Annotated in this window: 29 protein-coding genes and 1 pseudogene; 17 read left to right on the top strand and 13 right to left on the bottom strand. The window is 59.2% G+C overall.

Going from position 1 to position 19,307, the window contains the following annotated elements:
• Window positions 1-214 precede the first annotated feature (214 nt).
• From SO140_RS10905 to SO140_RS10935, 7 genes are all read left to right on the top strand, one after another.
• The gene (locus SO140_RS10905; RefSeq protein WP_449377558.1) at window positions 215-451 is read left to right on the top strand and encodes a hypothetical protein; all 237 of its coding nucleotides are present in this window, start codon (window positions 215-217) and stop codon (window positions 449-451) included.
• On the top strand, window positions 408-701 hold the full coding sequence (locus SO140_RS10910) for a hypothetical protein (protein ID WP_449377559.1): 294 nt from the start codon (window positions 408-410) through the stop codon (window positions 699-701). Before SO140_RS10905 ends, SO140_RS10910 begins: the two co-directional genes overlap by 44 nt.
• 136 nt (window positions 702-837) lie before the next feature.
• The gene (locus SO140_RS10915; RefSeq protein WP_449377560.1) at window positions 838-1,584 is read left to right on the top strand and encodes a recombinase family protein; all 747 of its coding nucleotides are present in this window, start codon (window positions 838-840) and stop codon (window positions 1,582-1,584) included.
• 71 nt (window positions 1,585-1,655) lie between these two features.
• The gene (locus tag SO140_RS10920; RefSeq protein WP_449377561.1) at window positions 1,656-1,868 is read left to right on the top strand and encodes a hypothetical protein; all 213 of its coding nucleotides are present in this window, start codon (window positions 1,656-1,658) and stop codon (window positions 1,866-1,868) included.
• A 366-nt stretch (window positions 1,869-2,234) separates the two neighbouring features.
• Window positions 2,235-3,983, top strand: coding sequence for a caspase family protein (locus tag SO140_RS10925; protein ID WP_474798408.1), 1,749 nt, complete (start codon window positions 2,235-2,237; stop codon window positions 3,981-3,983).
• A gap of 213 nt (window positions 3,984-4,196) precedes the next feature.
• Window positions 4,197-4,376 (top strand): hypothetical protein, encoded by a 180-nt coding sequence (locus SO140_RS10930; RefSeq protein ID WP_449377562.1) that lies wholly within the window; start codon window positions 4,197-4,199, stop codon window positions 4,374-4,376.
• A 444-nt stretch (window positions 4,377-4,820) separates the two neighbouring features.
• Window positions 4,821-5,378 carry a hypothetical protein gene (locus tag SO140_RS10935; RefSeq protein ID WP_449377563.1) on the top strand — a complete coding sequence of 186 codons (558 nt, stop codon included), beginning with the start codon at window positions 4,821-4,823 and terminating at the stop codon, window positions 5,376-5,378.
• A 163-nt stretch (window positions 5,379-5,541) separates the two neighbouring features.
• Here SO140_RS10935 and SO140_RS10940 read toward each other — a convergent pair whose 3' ends face one another.
• From SO140_RS10940 to SO140_RS10965, 6 genes are all read right to left on the bottom strand, one after another.
• Window positions 5,542-6,063, bottom strand: a complete 522-nt coding sequence (locus SO140_RS10940) for a hypothetical protein (RefSeq protein WP_449377564.1) — start codon at window positions 6,061-6,063, stop codon at window positions 5,542-5,544.
• A gap of 343 nt (window positions 6,064-6,406) precedes the next feature.
• Window positions 6,407-6,724 carry a hypothetical protein gene (locus SO140_RS10945; RefSeq protein WP_449377565.1) on the bottom strand — a complete coding sequence of 106 codons (318 nt, stop codon included), beginning with the start codon at window positions 6,722-6,724 and terminating at the stop codon, window positions 6,407-6,409.
• Window positions 6,725-6,751: 27 nt separating this feature from the next.
• On the bottom strand, window positions 6,752-7,276 hold the full coding sequence (locus SO140_RS10950; RefSeq protein WP_449377566.1) for a thermonuclease family protein: 525 nt from the start codon (window positions 7,274-7,276) through the stop codon (window positions 6,752-6,754).
• 121 nt (window positions 7,277-7,397) lie between these two features.
• Window positions 7,398-7,586, bottom strand: a complete 189-nt coding sequence (locus SO140_RS10955; protein WP_449377567.1) for a hypothetical protein — start codon at window positions 7,584-7,586, stop codon at window positions 7,398-7,400.
• Window positions 7,587-7,785: 199 nt separating this feature from the next.
• Window positions 7,786-8,232, bottom strand: coding sequence for a hypothetical protein (locus tag SO140_RS10960; RefSeq protein ID WP_449377568.1), 447 nt, complete (start codon window positions 8,230-8,232; stop codon window positions 7,786-7,788).
• 507 nt (window positions 8,233-8,739) lie between these two features.
• The gene (locus tag SO140_RS10965) at window positions 8,740-8,985 is read right to left on the bottom strand and encodes a hypothetical protein (RefSeq protein ID WP_449377569.1); all 246 of its coding nucleotides are present in this window, start codon (window positions 8,983-8,985) and stop codon (window positions 8,740-8,742) included.
• 68 nt (window positions 8,986-9,053) lie between these two features.
• On the opposite strand from SO140_RS10965, the gene SO140_RS10970 reads away from it, so the two are divergent.
• The 7 genes from SO140_RS10970 to SO140_RS11000 all read left to right on the top strand — a co-directional run bounded on the left by SO140_RS10970 (window position 9,054) and on the right by SO140_RS11000 (window position 13,464).
• On the top strand, window positions 9,054-9,269 hold the full coding sequence (locus SO140_RS10970; protein WP_449377570.1) for a hypothetical protein: 216 nt from the start codon (window positions 9,054-9,056) through the stop codon (window positions 9,267-9,269).
• Window positions 9,266-10,015: a hypothetical protein gene (locus SO140_RS10975; protein WP_449377571.1), complete on the top strand. Its 750-nt coding sequence runs from the start codon at window positions 9,266-9,268 to the stop codon at window positions 10,013-10,015. The genes SO140_RS10970 and SO140_RS10975 overlap by 4 nt, the downstream gene beginning before the upstream one ends.
• Window positions 10,016-10,059: 44 nt before the next feature.
• Window positions 10,060-10,716 carry a hypothetical protein gene (locus tag SO140_RS10980; RefSeq protein WP_449377572.1) on the top strand — a complete coding sequence of 219 codons (657 nt, stop codon included), beginning with the start codon at window positions 10,060-10,062 and terminating at the stop codon, window positions 10,714-10,716.
• The gene (locus tag SO140_RS10985) at window positions 10,716-10,949 is read left to right on the top strand and encodes a hypothetical protein (protein ID WP_449377573.1); all 234 of its coding nucleotides are present in this window, start codon (window positions 10,716-10,718) and stop codon (window positions 10,947-10,949) included. The genes SO140_RS10980 and SO140_RS10985 overlap by 1 nt, the downstream gene beginning before the upstream one ends.
• Window positions 10,950-11,020: 71 nt before the next feature.
• Window positions 11,021-12,346: a hypothetical protein gene (locus SO140_RS10990; RefSeq protein WP_449377574.1), complete on the top strand. Its 1,326-nt coding sequence runs from the start codon at window positions 11,021-11,023 to the stop codon at window positions 12,344-12,346.
• The gene (locus tag SO140_RS10995; protein ID WP_449377575.1) at window positions 12,336-12,995 is read left to right on the top strand and encodes a hypothetical protein; all 660 of its coding nucleotides are present in this window, start codon (window positions 12,336-12,338) and stop codon (window positions 12,993-12,995) included. The genes SO140_RS10990 and SO140_RS10995 overlap by 11 nt, the downstream gene beginning before the upstream one ends.
• A 250-nt stretch (window positions 12,996-13,245) precedes the next feature.
• Window positions 13,246-13,464, top strand: a complete 219-nt coding sequence (locus SO140_RS11000) for a hypothetical protein (protein WP_449377576.1) — start codon at window positions 13,246-13,248, stop codon at window positions 13,462-13,464.
• A gap of 216 nt (window positions 13,465-13,680) precedes the next feature.
• Here SO140_RS11000 and SO140_RS11005 read toward each other — a convergent pair whose 3' ends face one another.
• Complete coding sequence (locus SO140_RS11005; RefSeq protein WP_449377577.1) at window positions 13,681-13,983, bottom strand: ABC transporter substrate binding protein; 303 nt, start codon at window positions 13,981-13,983, stop codon at window positions 13,681-13,683.
• 104 nt (window positions 13,984-14,087) lie between these two features.
• Between SO140_RS11005 and SO140_RS11010 the strand changes: the two genes are divergently transcribed.
• From SO140_RS11010 to SO140_RS11020, 3 genes are all read left to right on the top strand, one after another.
• Window positions 14,088-14,309, top strand: a complete 222-nt coding sequence (locus tag SO140_RS11010; RefSeq protein WP_498542604.1) for a DNA ligase-like domain-containing protein — start codon at window positions 14,088-14,090, stop codon at window positions 14,307-14,309.
• Window positions 14,310-14,688: 379 nt separating this feature from the next.
• Complete coding sequence (locus tag SO140_RS11015) at window positions 14,689-14,946, top strand: DUF2934 domain-containing protein (RefSeq protein WP_474805101.1); 258 nt, start codon at window positions 14,689-14,691, stop codon at window positions 14,944-14,946.
• 722 nt (window positions 14,947-15,668) lie between these two features.
• Entirely contained in the window at window positions 15,669-16,331 is a 663-nt protein-coding gene (locus SO140_RS11020; protein ID WP_498542605.1) for an ATP-dependent DNA ligase, read from the top strand.
• A 198-nt stretch (window positions 16,332-16,529) separates the two neighbouring features.
• Here SO140_RS11020 and SO140_RS11025 read toward each other — a convergent pair whose 3' ends face one another.
• The 6 genes and pseudogenes from SO140_RS11025 to SO140_RS11050 form a co-directional block, all read right to left on the bottom strand.
• Window positions 16,530-16,745 carry a hypothetical protein gene (locus SO140_RS11025; RefSeq protein WP_449381379.1) on the bottom strand — a complete coding sequence of 72 codons (216 nt, stop codon included), beginning with the start codon at window positions 16,743-16,745 and terminating at the stop codon, window positions 16,530-16,532.
• A complete protein-coding gene (locus SO140_RS11030) occupies window positions 16,742-17,353 on the bottom strand; it encodes a recombinase family protein (protein WP_449381380.1) in 612 nt (203 codons plus the stop codon). The genes SO140_RS11025 and SO140_RS11030 overlap by 4 nt, the downstream gene beginning before the upstream one ends.
• Window positions 17,354-17,427: 74 nt before the next feature.
• Window positions 17,428-17,613 carry a hypothetical protein gene (locus tag SO140_RS11035; RefSeq protein WP_449381381.1) on the bottom strand — a complete coding sequence of 62 codons (186 nt, stop codon included), beginning with the start codon at window positions 17,611-17,613 and terminating at the stop codon, window positions 17,428-17,430.
• Window positions 17,614-17,709: 96 nt separating this feature from the next.
• Window positions 17,710-17,877 (bottom strand): annotated as a pseudogene (locus SO140_RS11040) (serine--tRNA ligase); the annotation flags it as partial.
• A 461-nt stretch (window positions 17,878-18,338) separates the two neighbouring features.
• Complete coding sequence (locus tag SO140_RS11045) at window positions 18,339-18,479, bottom strand: hypothetical protein (RefSeq protein ID WP_449381382.1); 141 nt, start codon at window positions 18,477-18,479, stop codon at window positions 18,339-18,341.
• A gap of 150 nt (window positions 18,480-18,629) precedes the next feature.
• Window positions 18,630-18,803 (bottom strand): hypothetical protein, encoded by a 174-nt coding sequence (locus tag SO140_RS11050; RefSeq protein ID WP_449381383.1) that lies wholly within the window; start codon window positions 18,801-18,803, stop codon window positions 18,630-18,632.
• Between the last annotated feature and the right edge of the window lie 504 nt (window positions 18,804-19,307).

A 19,307-nucleotide genomic window follows, 5' to 3' on the forward strand; every position in this document is an offset into this window, starting at 1 on the left:
CCCGCACAATGACGGGGCTTCGCCCGCCAAAAAGAGGCCGGCGGCGATCTTGTCGCCGGCACCCTCAGGCTGCCGCTGAGCGGAGGTTTCAGTCACAGCATTCGCCGGTCAGGACGAACTGCGTTATGATGGGTTCAGACCCCAACGAACCGGTCACATAGCATTGTCTCACCAACAAAAAGCTGAGGTGCTACCCCCTCGCAATAAGATGGCCTTGGACACGCTTGCCGGCGTGCGGCGCGAAATGTCCCGGATCTATAGGCTTGGATTGAACGGCAAGATCCAAACCGACGAAATGTCAAAATTCGTTTTTGTGTTGCGGGAGATCCGCGCCTGCATTGAGGCGGAGCTTTTGACAGACGTGCAACAGCGACTGGCCGTGCTGTCGCGAGATATGGACAACCACAATGGTCAACGCATCCCTCATCAGCCGGCTCTCTCACGCAGTTGACCTGATTGAGGAGCGGATCCAGCAGAACCGTCCGTGGAAGGTCGTGACGGTTCGTCGTGGCTATAAAGAGGACGGGAATGCGGCGCAAGATCGCCATTTCGCAGCCCATCCGGAAGATTGGGGCGCGGACGTCGTGATCTTCGAGTTTTGCAATGATAAGGGAACGGCCGAGGAGTGCCGAGATTGTTCCTCGCCGGCCGGAGCCAGCGCAGTTAAGATCCAGGAGCCACGTGGAGCTGACCCAAGGTGATGCCATCGACCAGCTCGGCCCCCACGAGGTGGAGTTCTGCGACTCTTGTCGAACCCCTAACATCCTCCCTGATCTGGCGCTTCACACTGGGCGGAGCGACCCTGATCTGGCGCTTCACACTGGGCGGAGCGTCAGGTTGACGGAGGCCGAGCCAGGGTTGTACTATTTTCTGGAGAAATCAGTACAAAACCGAGCTAAGCGAATGGCGCGAAAGGGAAAGCTGGTTGAAGCCGTAGCCTATATGCGGACCAGCACGTCAACGAATGTTGGAGAGGGCAAGGACAGCGAGAAACGCCAGCGGGTCGCAATCGAGGCCTATGCGAAGGCCGCAGGGTACGCCATAGCGCCGACGGACTGGTTTTACGACGCTGCCGTAAAGGGCGCCGACCCCGTTACGGCCCGTCCCGGCTTCGCTTCGATGATGGATCGCATCGCGACCAATGGTGCTCGATCCATCATCGTTGAAAGTCCTGACCGTTTTGCTCGTGACCTCGCGGTGCAACTCGCCGGCCACGATTATCTCAAAAATCTGGGTGTTGCGCTAATCCCGGCAAGCGCCCCGGATTTCTTCCTCGAAGACACGCCAACAGCAGTGTTGGTGCGTCAGGTGCTTGGCGCGATCGCGCAATTCGAAAAGGCGACACTTGTCGCAAAGCTGCGCGGTGCGCGCGAGCGCAAGAAGGCGAAGACTGGCAAGGCCGAGGGCCGCAAATCATATGCCGAAGCGAATCCCAACGTAGTTGAGCTGGCGCATCAGTTGAGCGAGCAGCGTCCGCGATTGTCGCTACGGGGGATATCCGCCGCACTGGCATCTCAGGGCTTCACCACGCCGCGCGGTCTGCCCTATTCGGCCTCAGCAGTGGCATCGATGTTGGCTCGCTAGGAAGCAGAGAGCTAGCCAAACGCCTGAGAGTGATTTCACTACGGCCGGCCTGTCTGCTAACGAGATCGCATGTGGCGCTGGTAACCATCCTCCCCCTCAAAACGTTGGCATATTGCTCCTTCGTCCTAGCGGGTGAACGGCTCGGCGACCTGACGTTCCGGGCCACCATGCGGTCGCTTCTGGTCAAGGGCCTGTGCATCCGCCCCAAGTACGTCGACGGGGACAACCCGGACCTGGGCCATTTCCAGCCTTATGATCGAAGACAAGCCAAAAATGGTATTTAGCCAAGTGAAAGTGACGCCGCCAGCGTGAAACGGCCCTAATCGCGCATGCACAGGAAACGGATTGCACGGTTCGCCATTGCGAGCGATGATAAAAAAAATGCGGTTGGAATGGACTAGCCTCCTAGGCGCTCTGGCTCCGGCCGCACCACCTTTTCTGGCAAAACCTGCTCTATCCAAAGCGGGAAACACCTTTGCGCAATGACGGGGCCGGATCTGGTCGATAGGGCTGTAATCGGCGCTGGCGGTCCCCGCCGGACTGCGGGGGGGGCGCAGTGTGGTCTTCCTCACGTTAGGCGCGATCCAAACCGCTCAAATAGACGTTTCCGATAGTTGAAGTAAGACGAATTCCGATCTGTGGGGCTAAGGATGCGGTCGGCACTTCTGGTCATTCTGGCGCTGATCGTGATGTTCACGGGCGGCGCGGCGCGCGCGGAAAAGCGTGTTGCCCTGATCATCGGCATTTCGAAATACGAGCGGGTCCCGCAACTCGCGAACCCGGCGAGCGACGCCGATGCGGTATCCTCTCTGTTCAAAAGCGTCGGGTTCGACGTAGTCAACACCGAGCATGACCTCGGCATCGCCGGCTTCCGCCGGTCCATCCGCAATTTCTCCGATATCGCCCGGGACGCGGACATCGCGGTGGTGTACTACGCCGGGCATGGCATCGAGGTCGACGGGGTCAACTATCTTATTCCCGCCGACGCCAAACTGTTGAGCGACATTGATATCGAGGACGAGACCATCTCGCTTGACCGCGTTCTGAAGGTGCTGGAGGGTGCGAAGCGGCTCAAGCTCATCGTTCTCGACGCCTGCCGCGATAATCCGTTCGCCAAAACTATGAGCCGAACCGTTGCCAGCCGTTCGATTGGCCGCGGTCTTGCCAAGGTCGAGCCCGCGATGTCGGACACGCTGATCGCGTTCGCAGCGAAGGCCGGCGCGGTCGCAAGCGACGGGGATGGCAAGCACAGCCCATTCGCGACCGCGCTCGTCAAAAATATCGCTGAGCCCGGCCTAGACCTTCGCCTCGCATTCGGCCGTATCCGCGACGAAGTGCTCAAGGCGACTGCGAGCCGCCAGGAACCCTTTGTCTACGGCTCACTTGGCGGCGAGACCATTGCGCTGGTTCCCAAGCCGATCGACCTGGATACGGCTGCCCGCGTCGACTACGAGCTGGCGGCCCAGGTCAGCACGATGGACGCCTGGCGCTCATTCCTTGTCGCCCACGGAAGCGGACTGTACGCGGATCTCGCGCGAGCGCAGCTGACCAAGCTGCAGGACGCGCAGCTTGCGCGAGAAAAGGCTGACGCAGCGCGACGAAACGCCGAAGTCCAGGCGACACAGAAGGCCGAGGACTTGCGCAGGCAGCTGGAAGAGCAAAGCGCACGTCAGACAGCGGAGGCCAAGCAGCAAATTTCCGAGCAGGCCAAGAAGGAGCTTGAGGAAAGCCGCCGCCAGCTCGCTGCACAGGCCAAGAAAGAGCTGGACGACGCGAGAAAACAGGTTGAGTTGGCGCAGCAGCAGGCCGAAGAGGCCCGCAAGCAGCTTGAGGACATCCGCCGTCAGGCCGCTGCCGACGCCCAGGCCCAGGTCGAGAGGGCCAGAGAGGCCAGGGAGGAAGCGGCGAAAATGTCTTCCCTCACGCCCGCACCGCCAGTCCCACAGGCTCCCCCGCCTCCTTCGCCCCAGATCGATGCCTCCGATGTCGCGCGGCTACTGCAAGCTCACCTCAAACGCGTCGGCTGTGATTCAGGGAGCAGCGAGGGGCGCTGGGACGAGAGGTCCAGAAAGGCGCTCGCTCTCTTCAACCAGTATGCGAAAACAAACTTTGACATCAAGGTTGCAAGCCTGGACGCGCTGGACGCCGTGCGCGACAGGAAGGACCGTGTTTGTCCGCTGATCTGCGCCAAAGGACAGCGGGTCGACGGCGATCGTTGCATTCAGATCAGCTGCGGGAAGGACTATTTTCTGAACTCGAACGGGGAATGCGAGAAGCGATCGGAGCCGCCGCCAAAGCCACGCGAGCTCGCGCGCGAGCAATCGCCGAAGGTACAGGCCCCTCGGCCATCGGGGGGTGGAAAATGCTTCAGCTTCGGCGGGAAAACCTATTGCGAGTGACCACAGCGCTTCACACAAGCGAGCCAGGGTTCGGCTTTCGCAACTCCGCGACGCCCTCGCGGCGAGGATGTCTCATGACAAGCAATAGACTTTTCCAGGCGATCGTGTTCGCAGTTTGCACTGGTCTCAGCCCTGTCTTTGCTGCCGCGCCTGCCGGTTTGCGGAATAAAACAATCCACGTTTCGTACTTTGTCGCGGTTCCCAGGAGAGGGTATGACGGCAAAGAATCCATCCGCGGCCGGACGATTTCGCGAACAATTTATGTTAGCAGTCTCGGCCGCGCTTTTGCCAACAGGGCAGATGTCGGCGGCAGCAAAAGTTACCAGCGTTCCTTCAGCCAAGCAGGCCCAGAGGATACAGGCCGAAATTACCAGTTTGAAGGATCAAGAATGATCATCACAACCGCGGCCGGCGACAACGGCGCCTCACAGATCACAATCAATTTCGATAGCAGTTTTCGGACCTGTTCCGTGGCTGTCATAATCGGGAGCTCAGGTGGTGCGATATCGTGGATCAACTTTCACGGAGAGCGGGTGACGGCCACGGGCGCGGCGTCGATATCCAACGCGACTTGTTCTATCGAAAATGGCAACGGGGTTGCTCAATAGTCGCGATTTGAAGCGGGAGTTCCTACAGCCAGCGCATGCCCTGCAAACCGATAGATACCGCCCGAGGTCTTGCTCTCCTTGTTGGAGGCTCTGCCCGGTCCATACGGATAACCCTCGTCGCAACATCGAGGGCGAGTCGAAGAGATCCAGCGGACGTCGAGGCCAGAGGGTCGCCTTTTCGGCGGCGGCGCGAACTGGTAAAAATTTAGATTAGTGGAGAAAGGTTCACATGGGTTTGGCCCGTTCAGCCGTCAGTGTTGTTTTCATCGGCGCCGTGTGGATGGGGGCGGCTCCAGCAACTGCTGCTCCGCAACAACTGCTGAACAAAACGGTTACGTTGAGTTGGAGCGCACAGGCTGTTGTGCGCGATCCCAACGGAAAGGAGAGGCAGACCCGCAACAACATCAAGTACATTGTCTACATTAGCTCATTGGGTCGGTTGTTCGAGTACTCGTCGCGATCGATCGGAGGGCGCACCCAGGGCGCAGATGTCGACCCAAACGCGGCGAAAAACGGTATTGGTGAAGCCAGAGGGCTGCGGTTTGAGGGCAACCGGCTTGTCGCCTACCGCGGTTATGGGGGCGGCGGCGGTTCGGGCGCGATGCGGGCCGTCGCGACTTTCGATAGCAGCTACTCCAGCTGCACGGTGGCCGTTGTGGTTGGCAAAGAGAACGGCAAAACCATCAAGCGTCAGGGGTTCGATGGCGTCGTGCGCGAGATTCTCTCAGTAGAAACATTGGGTGCCACCTGCTCAATTCAAAACGGCAATGCATTCGCGAACCGGTAGCGCCATCAGCATCAGCATCTGATCGCAAGCGATCGACCCGCGCTTCGTAACCGCTGTTGAACGTCCCGCAGCCACGACGTTTGCGGCACCTACACGCTTACGCATCGGCTCGCCGCTCAGCCTCAAAGAGGCGCGCCAATGCGACGGCACCATGTAACCTGCTCTAGGGACGGTCGCCGAAGGCGGCCTCCGCCCCTTCTCGCAAGCGAGGCGGGGTAATAAAGGACCGCGGCGTGCTGGCCTGCGCGTCCAGATAGCAAGGCGTGTACATCGCCTGGAGCTGCTTGCCCCTGAGGAAGATCATGTGTGGGCTGAGCCCGCCCCGCTGCGCGATCCAGCGCCGCACCTGCGACGGATACATCGAGTACAGCAGCTGGGTCGCCTCGGGATTGGTAATCGCCCGGCCATTGGAACCGAAATCCCAGGCGGCATGGAAGCCGAGCGTCGCGTTCGAGGTCACGCAGATCCGGTCGTGCGGGATGGCGCCGAGAACAATGGTGCAGGCGGAGGCGCAGAGGCAGTCGATGATGACGGTTTCGCCGGAACTGCGCAGATCCTGATATCTGTCGACATAGGTTCCGATCCGGCCACCAGGGTCATCCGCGATTCGTACCACCGCATGACTCGCTCCCATGCCCGCGAACAGAAGTACGGACGTCAGCACCACCAACAGATAGATCTTCATATGTTGCTCTCCGCTTCCCCATTGCAGGCGGATGACGACATATCGGCTTCGCCTCGACTGTGATGCGCGGCACATCAATGATGGCGCGGCGGGAAGGGCGCCGGCGGTTGATCTAGTGCCAACCGCACCCAATCCCAGCTCACCGGCGGCGTGATGCCCCCCACCCCGGCAAAGCGAGCATCGCCACTGCTTCGCACGCCGCGGGCAATCGCCTCGTTTGGCAATGCAGATTGCAAATATGACAACATTTCCGACGTGCCCCTGTCAGATCGAGATCGCCAATTGGTTAGTTCAATACCGGCGACAGAGCGCGCCAAGCGGTGTCCACCATGACGTCTGAGTGTCAGTTCAAGTTGCAGTTCAGTGATGAATGTTTCACCCAACCACTGACTATGACTGAGTTGTACTCGGCGGACCCCCATGCCCAACGCACGCTCTGTTTATCCGTGTAGCTAGCAAAGAGATCGATATGGGTCCCTTTCGGCAGCTTAAACCAGATTACGCCAGGAGCGTCGGACTGATGCCACATCTTATCGGCATTGACGGGAAGAGTCGTGACGTTGGCAACACCAGTAGTTTCACATCGTTCACTAGCCGTCTCTGCACCCGCGGCACCCACCGACAAGATGACGATAATCGGTGCGTAAAGACACTTTTTCATTGCTCCTCTCCTATTTCATTCGCGCCATCAGCGCGCTTCATCTGAGCACGGGGTCGGCCTTCCGCCGGATCTCATGCACGCGCGAAATCGCCACGGCTCCACGAAGCTCCCGGCCCACAGGCCGCGTTGGTGGTGCCGCGCCTCGTCCTGTGAGCTAACATAGCTGCCCTTGCTGTATTGCGGCCAATCGAGCGCGAGCCCGCTGCGCACGATCCAGTCCGCGATGTCGACGTTGTCGACCGTGCACACCGCGACGCTGCGGCCATAGCGGTCCCGGTCGACCTCGACGCATTCGACCGGGCGGTGCGCGATGAACTCATAGAGCGCGTTGGCAACTTTCTGACCGCATCGATACAGGTCGCTCTCGGCGTCGCGGCATAGCTGGTTGCTTTCGGGCGCGTCGATCCCGAACAGCCGGATGCGGCTGCCATGAATTTCGAGTGTGTCGCCGTCGATGACGCTGGCTTGCCCGATTAAGTCGGCGGCTATCGATGACCCACCGGACAGGGCGAAAAGGACTGTGGTTACGACAACCGACTGGATCAGTTTCATTGCGGGACCGAAGGGCCGATCCTTTGTTTGTGAATAGAACAATCATCCCCGTTGCCGCGCTTTGTTCGCGGTATGCCCCTAGCGGCCACGACGTCAGCGAAGTGGAGCTACGTCGAACCATTCATTTTTCGATGCAGATTCGGATGTCGTTGGACCGATTCATGAAGACGTATGCATCCGGACGATAGGAGTACGTGTAGTTATAGCTGGTGCAACGCACCGCAGTGTTGTCATCGAACACCAAGATGCGATCATATTCGCAGCCAGTGAATTCGCCCTTGCGCTCGTTGTCCTGAATGAACCCAGCCACGGTCTTTTTTGCTACGAGGGTATAGCCGACGACCCGATCAAAACGGCAAGCAGCGTGACAGGGAAGAATGGTTCCGACGAACAGTAGCAACGATAATACTAACCGCAATTGGTCCTCTCTCAGTTTGCTAAAAACCTGTTGTTGCATGTCATTTGGCGCTGCGTTGTGCAAGCTATGGATGGCCCCCGACCGAACATGACTATTTTCCGGCCACTATAGCCCGTAAACGGTCGGGGCCTTCGTTATGAAGCGTGACGCAGGCGTTCATGTGCTCTTGCAGCAAAATCGAAATATTCGAGCAACTTTTTTCAATCTTTTCCGTCATTTCCTGATGCGCCATTTCAAGCCGCGCCTTCGACGCGTTAAACGAGACCCCGGCGACTTCACCTATTCGGAAGCCGCGCTCCATCAGTGCACCGCCGACCTCTTTGTACCGCTGGCCGGTGGGATCACGCTCGCCGTTTTTCATGATCATGCATGCCGCAACGATATTGGCATAAGCCGCACAGATCAGATGCTCATGCGCAAGATTGTTGGCTTCCTGCATAGCCTGGCGATTCAAGGGGAACGCAGCATCCTGCGCGCTCATGGCCTGAGTGGTGCCGAGTGCCAAGCTCAGCACCAGTGCAATTCGTCTGATAAGCATGGGTTTCCTTTCGGCCTCGACCGCTTAGCGGAAGCCGTTAAGACGCTCTTGCGATTGCGCGCCAATTACTTGCTGCTTTGGGCCGCCGCCTTCCAGCGCGCCCTGCCGGTGGATCGGAACACAACGGCGGACACATCCGAAAAATGCGGTTGTACTTCTATCCGGTTCTCACAAGGGAAAAAGCAAAGCCCGCGCCGCGATGTGCTGGCCAGGCATAGGTGCGAATCTCAGTTCCCCCTGGCCTGCCAAAGCAAACAATTGGCTTAAAATCCCAAGAGCATCCGTTGAGTTCGACCTATATCATAGGTTGCTCGGACTGCGGATTGCGCCATCGAACTGACCGAGCCGATTATGTGTGTGAACGCTCGTCAGAAGGATCTGGACGCAAGGTCAGTCGGTTCATGACATTGGCCAAGGCGCTGAAGCTCTCGTTCGCCGTCGTGCGGATCGGCGAGTACCGCTGCAACGCGGCTGGCGCTTTATGTCCAACGCGGAAGGCCGCAACCGCTACCGCCAGATGATCGAGACAGCGACCGAAGAGGTGAAGGCGCGGAAGGCAGCCTGATGAGCGACGACTACCAAAAGTTTCTGCGCGACAACGTCGTCGAACCGGAAGAGCACAAATTCCCATGGTGGGCTTAGGGCGGCATTGCAATGATTGTCATCCCGGCGATCAAGTTTCTCGTCGCTATCGCGACCACCGCTAACTGACGTTTCGTCCCTGCGCACCGCGATGCCGAGTTCGAAGCGCAAATCCCGGACTTCACAACAGGAGCAATGCCAGACCAATGAGACGCCTTCCACTCGCATCCGCAGCGCTCGTGCAGCTGATGTTTCCTGCATCGGCGGGTGACGTCAGCGCCGCCGATATCGCCAGGCTGCCTCAGGATAAGGTCGCCCTGATCAAGCAGCAGTGCGCCCACTGGGGCAATCAAGGCAAATTCGAAATGCAGAGGTATTGCGAAGATGAGGAATACGAGGCTCTGCAAGAGCTGATCAATCGCGGCAGCCTCAAGCCCAATGGAGACCGGCTGTGAAGACGTCTCTCCTCGCCGCTGCAGCCGCGCTGCTGATGGCAACTGCTGCCCCTGTCAGCGCCGAAGATCTCATGATCAGCGGCTACTGGCGGGCCTACCGCAACGTGGTCGGCGACAAGCCCACATGCGGGGTGTCCACCAGCACCGCTGATGGCGGCACCTTCATGATCAAGTATTTCTATGGCGACACCTATCTCACGGGCCATGTCATGAAGCGCAGTTGGCGATTCCCGTCGGACGGTACCTACATCAACATCCCGCTGACCGTAGGTGTTGATCGCAACCCGATCCTGAGAGGCAACGCCATCGGCTACACGCAGTTCGTGTCTCCTGAAGATGGGGTCAGGCAACCGCTGCCGACGCTGGAGTTCAGCATCACACCGCAGAAGACGAGCATCGATCAATTTCTCGACGATTTCTCGTTGGCGGCCAAGTTCTGGCTGCGGTTCGACGAGGGGTCGGAAAAGCCTTGGGTGCTGGACATGACCGGCTCGGCGAAAGTGACCTTGGTCTTCAAGGCCTGCGCGCTGGAGCTGATTAGGCTCAGCAAGGGGAACGATTCCCTCACCTCACAACCCTACGGGCAGCCTCGCGCGACGCAGCCCTATGGCCAGTCGCAACCGACTCAGCCGTACAGCAACCGGAGCGAGGAGGCGCCGCCGCAGCAGCCGCAAGACCAGAGCCGGGCTCCGACGCCGAAGACGGTGAAGACCAAGCCGGTCAGGCGGGACGACGGTTCGATCTGATTACAACAATCATCCCGACAGCAACGAGAAGGGAACGACTTGACGTGAAGAGGCTATCCATCGCGGGCGCAGCGATGCTGTTGTCGACTGCTGCCGTTGCAGCCAACAAGCCAACCATCCTGATGCAAACGGGCGCGTGGACCGCCTACAGCATGATTGCAAGTGATGGTGTCACACCACTCTGCGGGATGTACACAATCGGTGGCAATCGCCGGATGTACGTCACGTATTTCCGGCATCGCTTCGTCGTCCATTTCTATAAAGCGTCATGGCGCGTGACGGTCGGCACCAAGGTGAAGACGACGCTCAGAACCGATAGCGGCGAGACAGACACCGGCACCGGCGTTGCCTATCGGGATGACACTGGCCAACAGACCTATCTCGCCGTTAATGTGAACCAAGGCGCGGAAAACGGCTTCCTTGATCGGATCGCCCGTGCCGACAAGCTGACCATTTCTTTTCCCGATGGGGATGAGGCGGATTGGACCGTGCGGATGGACGGCAGCCGCCCGGTATTGGATGCGCTGAGACAATGTGCCAAAACGCTCGACGAACGCGATGCCGCTACAGCAACGCAGCCCTTCAAGCCAAAAGCCGAAACCCCTGCAACGCAGCCGACCACTCCACAGGCGGAGGGAATTGCACCGGAGACGCCCAAAGTGGTGAAGCCCGGAGCCAAGAGGGACGACGGCGCGATCTGATGGAGAAGCTCACCCTGACCGAGACGGCGTTCTACGCCGCAGCCCTGAATTCATGCCGCGGCCACCCTCATGTTGGCACCAAATCCCAAGAAACTGTCATCAAATCACAAGAGTCGACCGCCGCGTTCATGTTAGCGAGCCCTGTGAGTCGTTCTTCTTTGGCTCTGCGATCATCGAAGCCGCATGCAAGCGTGATCCCGCAAGACCGGTTTTCCCAGATCAGCCGCGAATGAAAAATGAACGAACCAGAGCCGAGCTACGGGCTCGCTTCGGTGCAAGATGCACAACCTGCGCATAGCCGTCAATGAACGACCTGAAATGCAACGACACTCTATCGCGATCAACTTGCTGCGCGAGTTCGGTGGAAATTGAAAAAATGTTGGGGCGCAAAGGTCTCATACTTATAACCTTCGCATGGGCTGTCGAAATTGTCGGTGTGCTCACTGGCTTCACCACCGCGGTCGTCACCACGTATCCAAATGGTGAACTGCCAACATCGCTTTGGTCATGGCTGATGGTTTTGCCCATGGCCATGGTCGCCATCGCAGAGCTTGGCCGTGTCCCACTGACAAGCGTGCTGTTCCATCGGCACAAAGTAATGCAAGTGCTGGCCTTTGTCGGAATCGTTTTCCTTGCAGGCCTCTCCTTTGAGAACTGGACATTTGGTTTCGAGCGGATCGTCGAAATGCGGCTCAAGCCGGTCAGCGCAGCTAACCTTGCTTTCGCACAAGCCGACGCCAAGCTGAATGACATAAAAAGCAGGCGGGACGACGTGATCGATGGCGATACTAAGCGTCGCGTTGAACTTGACAATCAACTGAAGGACGTCGAGGCCCAAATCCAGGCCGAGAATGATCGCCACTCCGAAGAGATGGTGAGCGGAATTCCCAATAGGTGCAAGCTCGTTAGGGAGAGGTGCGTCGTCCCGGAACAAAACAAAGAGAATCAGCGGCACGACAACAGGATCAAGCCTTTAGGCGAGCAACGCGATGATCTCCGCAAGGCGCAAGTCAACGTTATCAACGGCGACCGCAACGCCATCAAACAACTGGATATTGAAATCACCGAAGCGAGCCGAGCGGTAAGCGAGGTCAGAAACGCGCGGGACGAGCAGATCAGCCAAAATCAGATCTATCGGCTGGCGGCCATGTGGTACCGCATCAGCGCTACAGACGTTTCGAATGAGCAGTTTGAGTTCGTGCGGTTCTGGTTCTCGACCTTTAGCGCGCTCGCCGTGGCCCTCGCGGGCAGCGTGGCGGCTTTGGTGTACTACGCTAAACAGCGCCTTCCCGGTGAATCGCGTTTGTCACGGCTTGTAGCCAAACTCTTGAAAGCGCGCCGCGCCTATTACGACCGTAAGCGCAGGCCTGTCTATCGCGACGTACCGGTGGAGAAGGAAAAGATCGTCTACCAGGACCGCGAGGTGCCAGTTGAAAAGATCGTCTATCGCGACGGTAAGGAGCCGCCAAGAATTGTCGAGAAAGAAGTGGTCAAGTGGATCGACCGCATCGTGCTCATTCCGCGGTGGGGCATCAAGGCTCCGTTTCACGTCAACTCCTTAATCAGGGACAAAAAAACAAACGACACGCCTGATCTGAGCGAAATGCGGAAGATGAGAGATGCAGGATAAGACCGAAACCATGCTTGACCAGACCTATCTGCGGCCCGGGATCGTTGCCCGGACCGGAGCCGTTGGAATGGCAGCAATCGGCATAGGGGCTGGCGTGCTCCTCGCCTGTTATGGAATATCATTCTTCATTCACCCCGACAGCAAGCGACTAGACGGCCTGACAGCGAAGGTGGAAGAATTTGTTAGGCGGCCAGATCGAAGTGAGCAAGTTATCGCGAAGCTGGACGGTCTCAGGCGCGACGCCGGGGAGATCTCCGGCGGCATCACTGCGCGCCTCGCTTCCATTGAGGGGAGCATCGAAGAAATCAAACACAGGCCAATCATTTCCGGCAGTCCCGACAACCATGAAAAGACCAATGGCAACGTAATCGAAAGAGAAGTAACGGTGTTTCACAGGGTTCCGCACGACAACGACAGTGTGGTCATGACTGGCTGGGATTACGCTGATGGTGCTTCGGCCGACCAGCCGCCAAAGAGACAATACTGCTACTGGCAGAGCGAATGGTTGGGAGGCACGACGGCTCAAACCACTATTTATCTTGCCCATGATCGCCAGCGCTTACAAGGCATTGCGGCAGGTGTGCCGCAGCTTGAGGATGCGTTGCGGAAGTGCATCTGGTGGAACGCGTCATCGAACTGGAATCGGTAATTCAAGTGAAGACGTTACTTGCGGCGGTCACAGCGGGGAATTGAAATGAACTATCGCATCGTAGTCGCGCCAGGAGCGCGCTCACGGTGGGAGGCAGGATGAGGCTTGGGAAATTGACGGCAGCGCTGCTCGCCTCACATCAAGTCCACCGCCGGACAGGCCGGACTGCTGGTGCAGATTTTCAAGACGAGTTGGGACCCACCGGACGGCGTCAAGGCCAGGTCCATCGCACGGCATACGCCCGCTCACCGTGGCCGATGTCGAGACAGCTGCGGCATTGGCGGAAGAGCGCGCCGTCGTGGTCGGAGCGACCGTCGAAATTCTGGCCGAAAGATTTCAGGAAGTGCGCGAGCAACGAGACGCGCTGCTCGACGAAGTCAGGATGCTGAGAACAGCCTTCCAAAATTTGACCGCAGCTTTCAACCGTGCCGACAACAATCGTCGGCAGGCCGTACAGGCTCCCGGCTGAGCCGGATGGTCGCTGGATTATTTGGCAAGGCCTTCCGATTTGGTTCGGCCCGTCGGTCCGGGGCTGGCCCGGGCACATTTGCGACGCGGGCGACAATGGGCGGATATGCTGAGGTGCGGCGGCGGAGGGGTGCAGGAATTTTAAAATCAGCCGGACGTGTGCGTTGGGGTGCCCGCCTTTTTCAACGGAATCGGCCAGAAGGCGGCATAAGTTATTTCATTCGATCAGTTCGTCGGTGGTGACCAGCAGGGATGGAGTAAGGGTCAGACCAAGCGCTTTGGCCGTTCTCAGGTTGATCGCCTGCTTAAGACGGGTTGGCCGCTCTACCGGTAGGTCTGCAGGTTTCGCACCCCGCAATATCTTGTCGGTGTAGCTGGCGGCCTTGCGGAAATAGTCGAGATAGTCTGGTCCATAGGACATCAGAAGGCCATGGGAGACCATTTCTGAAACAAGACCGATGGTCGGCAATCTGTGCGCGATCGCCGTAGCACCGACGCGCGCCCGTTCGTTAAACAACATTGGTCCGACGACAACTACACCATCCACGTGAAAAGCTGAGGTGCTACCCCCTCGCAATAAGATGCGATTTCAACGCGCTCCACTCGCGCAAGCACGACAACGAAGTGAAGCTTTGCGCATTCGATGTGCTCGCGATGGACGGCGACGACCTGCGCGATCTGCCGCTGCATCTGCGCAAGACTGACCGGGAGCGCCTGCTCGCGCACCGGCCAGACGGCATCACCGTTGCGTCTTTCGAGCGCGGCGAGATCGGGCCCGACCTATTCCGGGCAGCCTGCCGAATGGGCCTAGAGGGTCTTGTCTCCAAGCATCGCGATCGACCTTAGCCGCGGCGGCCGGCAGAAGTTCTGGATCAAGATCAAGAACCGAGTCCATCCAGCAATAGAGCGCGAGCTATAAGGTCCTGTCGGAATGCCTGAACACCGCAATGCGGTGATCGTCCCGCCACAGCTCGACCGCTTCGCCGTCCTTGAGTTGCCTAGCACGTACCTTGGCCGCCTCATCGTCGGGACAGCGAAATTCTACTCGGTCCTTAATGTGATCATCGTCCCCAAGGACGTAAATCCTGTAGCCTTGCATAGTCGGCCCCCATGGCCCGGCGCCCCCCCGCAGGGGTATGGCAACAATCAAAAAAATTTCGCTTTAACATAGGTTATTCGCGAACAAAATTCGGTCGGCCCGTATTAGTGCAGAGGAGCGTGGGCCATGGATCCGGAGCGAGAAAGGCTCGAGCACCAAATTGAATTTGCAACTCGAGCCGCGTCCTACATCAGGGATGAGACTACGGTGCAGCGGCTGCTGCGATTCGCCGCGCAGCTGAAATACAAGCTCCTCCAGTCTTCGCGGCGACGCGAAATCCGGACGAGGGCCTACCAGCTTTGGGAGCAGGCGGGACGTCCCTTGGGGCGGGACTGGGACTTTTGGTTTGAGGCAGAGAGGCAGATACGAGACCGGGACGAGTAGAACACGAATGCCGAACGCCCCTTCGCCAATCCGGAAGCCGCAGCGCGCAAGCTGGTCGAGCCGCCGGCATCGAGCCCGTCCAGGACGGCCGCATCCACATCGAGAAGATCAATGCGCTTTTCCTCTACGCGCTGAAAGCAAGCGGCCCTGAGCTCGGCGCCGGCATCAAGTTTGCTGTCGAACGCGGCTGGCTCGAGCTGCACGAGAGCGGGACCTATGTCCGGCTCTCGAAGACAGAAGCGGCCGGCTAAGGTAGCGACCAGCGCCTTATGGGGCTGGGCGCTATCTATTTCTCCGGCGCGGCGATTGTTTTGCTTGATCCTTCCGGAGCGCTCTGCATGCCCGGTGGGCTTTGGCCTTGCGGACTTTCCGCAGGCGCGCCACCAGTTTTAGTGTCAACTGGCCCGGTCCACCCTTGAGGTTGCAACTGGCCTTTTTCCTCCGGCGGGGTAGGCGCCTCGCCGACGGTTGAGGAGGTTGGTCTGTTTCGATCCGAGTCGGCCATCGCATGGCCACAGCTCAAACACGAGATCAGGCATGCAGTGAGAGCAAATATCCGCCACACTAGAATTCTCCGGCCGAGGGTGGCCCAGCGGTTTGGCCGCCAGCCTGGTCCAGCTCCGGACTTACAGGGGGCTCTGTGACCGGAGCACGTCGAGAACACACAAAATTGCCGGTTGTTCCGAACTCGTAAAAGCTCTTTAAATTCTTATCTTTTGGACATGCGTATCGCGTACGAGCTCTGCCTGGCGGCCGCCGGCAAGCAGGTCCCATCGGGGCCGGACTGGGTCCATGAAGTGAAACACGACGGCTACCGGATGCTCGTCATCCGGGACGACAAACGCGTGCGCCTGCTGTCCCGCAACGGCAGCGACTGGACCAAGCGCTATCCGTGGATCGCCGAGGCCGCGCTGAAGAACCGCCAAAAACATTTCGTCATCGATGGCGAGGCTGTTCTGCTGGGCGTCGACGGCGTCTCCGACTTCAACGCGTTGCATTCGCGCAAGCATGACCACGAGGTGCAACGGCGGCAAGCGGCCAAAGAAATGCGTTTTTCAAAGGCCGCTCGCGAAGAGCGATGCGCTGGCGAGAGCCATCAACTCTTTCGCCATCTCGGCCCTTCGTTGCGCTCCTCACGGACGCCGAGGGCGTGTAGAACGAATTCCAGTCTGTGCAATGTCTGCTCCTATTGGGGGCTTGTTCTCGATGGTCTTGGTGGGCTTGTGCGACAGTGTCGGCGCCGGCTCGTGTGGCAGCAGCGTTACCGGCGTAGGCGTCGGCTCGGACGCCTGCTTCTTCCTGAACCGTTTTTTGATCCACGCGATCAATGCCACGATCCCGTCGTAGACGGTCCAGGTCTTGCCGTGTGGCGTGTACGAGTATGAGCGCGACGACGAGGACGGGTAAGAGCGCTGCCTAGACGCCGCCCCTGGAGCAGCTTGCGGTGACGACGTCAGGATCGTCGGCGGCGGTGATGACTGGCGAACCGGCGGCGACGATGGCCGGCTAACCGGCGTCCGCGGTGACCCGCGAGGAACAATATCTTTTACCATGTTACTTCCTGTCTGGGGTTTGCGGCGACGTCATTCGTCGTCTGTCTCGTTGGCGCACTCGTCGAAGAACAGCGTGATTTCCACCTCGAATTCGTCCAATGTGAAACGCATGGCGTTCGGCTTGCGCACCTCCTGCGCATAGCTGTGCTGCCATACGAGGTGCTGGGAAGATGACATACGGTGGCAGCAGCGCGGGCGCGGTGCGCCTGACGAAGCGGGCGTTTGGCGCCGCCGGGATGGCGTCATGACGCGCCCCCTGTTGTCTGGAAGCCGAGGCGGACCATCGCATTCCTGACCGAGACCGCGTTCCAAGGCTTGCCGCTCCAGCTCTTGATGCCGCGTCGGTCGAGTTCGGCAGCAATGGCGCGGAGCGACTGACCGGCGAGCTTCTGCAGGATGGGCCGCAGCACCTTGTCGCGCTTGGTCGCCGCCGCCACCAGCTTCGGATTGCCAAGCTGCTTGCCCTGCGCCTTCTTGGCAGCGAGCGCATCCCGGGTACGTTGAGAGATCAGCCGACGCTCCTTCTCGGCCAGCGCGGCGTAGAGGTGCAGCAGGAACGGATCGACGTCGGCACCCAGCTCGGTGACGACGAACTGGACGCGCTCCGCCATCAGGCCGCTGATGAAGTGAACGTCGCGGCTGAGCCGGTCCAGCTTGGCGACCGCGACCGCGCACTTGCGACGCTTGGCCTCAGCCAACGCGGCAGCCAACTGCGGGCGGCGAGCAAGCGCGTCGGCACCTTTGCCGGTCTCGACCTCGACGAACTCACCGGCCACCTCGAAGCCTTCGGCCTCAGCGAACCGGGCAATGGCGCCGACAGTGCTAGGGTCCTTGCGGCCGGAGAAAGCGAGCATCAACCTCCGCGCCCCACGCGGCGCAAGCGCTTGCGCCCGCGAGTGGGCGCGGTTCGTGTTGAGGTTATAGACGGCTAACGAGGCTCCGGCGGCTCTTGCTTGTCAGTTACGTCGCGCGCGGCCAAGCGAAGTTCAAGTTGGCTGAGCTGCTCAATCAGCAAGTCCACGATTTCTTCGTATTCAGAAGTGATCAGTGAATGTACGCCGCGCAACGTCATTTGGTTCTGGAGGATCGTCACCATCAGGGCTTTGACGCTCAATGAATACCTCTCGTCTGAAAATTAGGTAGTCATAAAATTCAATTTGAAGTAGATGCCAAATAACGCCGACGCGCAACGCCCGTCAAGGCAACCGCCCTACTCGCGCGCGACCACCTTCAGCCCGCCCATGTAGGGTTGCAGCACGTCCGGCACGGCAATCGAGCCGTCCTCCTGCTGATAGGTCTCCATCACGGCGATCAGCGCACGGCCAACCGCGGTGCCGGAGCCATTGAGCGTATGGACGAAGCGCGGCTTACCGTCCGGCAGAACAGCGAAGACCTTCGCGGCGCACAAGGAGACGTGAGTGCGACGCCCCACTATTCCTGAGCAGGCGTAGAGGTTGTCCGCTGGCAGGGAAGACATCTGTAGACCCGCATGGCTCTGCGATCTCCAATCGAAGGCAACTGTCCAAGGAGCATCATTTCGCGCGTGCACATGCGCCTATTCCACGCCTGGCAGGCGAGCCGGTCGGCTTGCTTGCGGGCCTCTGCCGCCCGCTCTGCCGCCGCCCGAACCGATGCGCCGTAAATGCTCTCGCGCGATTTGGTGCCCATGCCAGGACGGAGGATCGCCGGGCGGCGCCGGACAGGCAAGCCGCTACGGATTGCGGTGGACAACGCGGCGGGCACAAGGCGATCGGTGCCGGAGCCCATGGAGCCGGACCCATGCATCGAGGAAGCCTATCGGCCGTGGGCGATCAAGCAGAAAGGCAAGTAAGGCCGCTATCAACCCGTGCGGATGGTGCGGGTAATTTCGTGCACTTCGCCATTTTTCAGATCGAGCTCTTGTACTTCGGCCGGGGTCAACTGTCCCTGGGCCAGCGAGGCGGACCAGCCCTCCGGGATGGCATTCAGAACTAGGCTCACTGCTTGCTCTGGAGATGATGCCGCGGCGACCCAAAGCCTGCTCGCGCCAGCCCGATGCCGGGACCTGGGACGTGGGCAGCGGCGATCTGTGGAGCGACCCCCTGACCACGATCTCGGACGGCTACCGCGATCAAGTCACAAGGGGCCCTTTTAATATGTCTCAACTTTTTTGCTGGTGGTCGTAGTCCATTTGATGTCGACCCTCGGCACGGCACCACCCGGCACCCTCTTTAGTTCTTCCTCGGTGAGTTCGATTTTGCCGTCTTTGGTAGTCTCTGTCAGGTGCTCGCTACGAGAGCCCTTTGCCTCGTCTGGATTCGTCATGATTGTATCTCCTCATTAGTTCATTAGCTAAATCTAGCCTGTCCACTTGACGTTACCTATGTTGTGCTTCTGGGGTAACGGCGCGGTATCGATCTTAGGATCGACCTGCTGAGTACCACCGGCGGCACCGGCCAATTCGTCCAGATCAAGTTCGGTTTGACCCGGAGGAATATCCTTCGGCTCAGAAGGTTTCGTCGGCTGGTATCTTTGTGGATTTAGGTTCCATAATGGTCGTCTCCTGATGGTTTGACGACATGCGAACAACTGTATGTTTCGTGCTGATTTCTTGGGTCAAGGAAATGATTTCGACCCCCAAAAAAGCCCCCCGGATTGGGGGCGCAAACTGGATCATCCGTGGCCTCAGCCAACTATCTGGCGCCCGGTGTGAGGGGCTGCAACGCAGGATGGCATACAAGTTTTTGACCCGAGGCTGACCTTGGCTTGGAATGTCGCGTGGCGGTCAGCCCAGAGCGCCTTGAACCTCTCGATGTTCTCTCTAGGCTC

The sequence above is a fragment of the Bradyrhizobium sp. UFLA05-108 genome, assembly GCF_059803455.1.

Bases quoted from the DNA above. Each gene is read 5' to 3' on its own strand.
- SO140_RS10995 (WP_449377575.1), top strand. From the start codon at position 12,336: ATGCAGGATAAGACCGAAACCATGCTTGACCAGACCTATCTGCGGCCC.
- SO140_RS11030 (WP_449381380.1), bottom strand. From the start codon at position 17,353: ATGCTCGCTTTCTCCGGCCGCAAGGACCCTAGCACTGTCGGCGCCATT.
- SO140_RS10945 (WP_449377565.1), bottom strand. From the start codon at position 6,724: ATGAAAAAGTGTCTTTACGCACCGATTATCGTCATCTTGTCGGTGGGT.
- SO140_RS10935 (WP_449377563.1), top strand. From the start codon at position 4,821: ATGGGTTTGGCCCGTTCAGCCGTCAGTGTTGTTTTCATCGGCGCCGTG.
- SO140_RS10960 (WP_449377568.1), bottom strand. From the start codon at position 8,232: ATGCTTATCAGACGAATTGCACTGGTGCTGAGCTTGGCACTCGGCACC.
- SO140_RS10990 (WP_449377574.1), top strand. From the start codon at position 11,021: ATGAACGACCTGAAATGCAACGACACTCTATCGCGATCAACTTGCTGC.
- SO140_RS11025 (WP_449381379.1), bottom strand. From the start codon at position 16,745: ATGACGCCATCCCGGCGGCGCCAAACGCCCGCTTCGTCAGGCGCACCG.
- SO140_RS10910 (WP_449377559.1), top strand. From the start codon at position 408: ATGGTCAACGCATCCCTCATCAGCCGGCTCTCTCACGCAGTTGACCTG.
- SO140_RS11005 (WP_449377577.1), bottom strand. From the start codon at position 13,983: ATGTTGTTTAACGAACGGGCGCGCGTCGGTGCTACGGCGATCGCGCAC.
- SO140_RS10950 (WP_449377566.1), bottom strand. From the start codon at position 7,276: ATGAAACTGATCCAGTCGGTTGTCGTAACCACAGTCCTTTTCGCCCTG.
- SO140_RS11015 (WP_474805101.1), top strand. From the start codon at position 14,689: ATGGATCCGGAGCGAGAAAGGCTCGAGCACCAAATTGAATTTGCAACT.
- SO140_RS10930 (WP_449377562.1), top strand. From the start codon at position 4,197: ATGACGGCAAAGAATCCATCCGCGGCCGGACGATTTCGCGAACAATTT.
- SO140_RS11050 (WP_449381383.1), bottom strand. From the start codon at position 18,803: ATGACGAATCCAGACGAGGCAAAGGGCTCTCGTAGCGAGCACCTGACA.
- SO140_RS10940 (WP_449377564.1), bottom strand. From the start codon at position 6,063: ATGAAGATCTATCTGTTGGTGGTGCTGACGTCCGTACTTCTGTTCGCG.
- SO140_RS10925 (WP_474798408.1), top strand. From the start codon at position 2,235: ATGCGGTCGGCACTTCTGGTCATTCTGGCGCTGATCGTGATGTTCACG.
- SO140_RS11020 (WP_498542605.1), top strand. From the start codon at position 15,669: ATGCGTATCGCGTACGAGCTCTGCCTGGCGGCCGCCGGCAAGCAGGTC.
- SO140_RS10985 (WP_449377573.1), top strand. From the start codon at position 10,716: ATGGAGAAGCTCACCCTGACCGAGACGGCGTTCTACGCCGCAGCCCTG.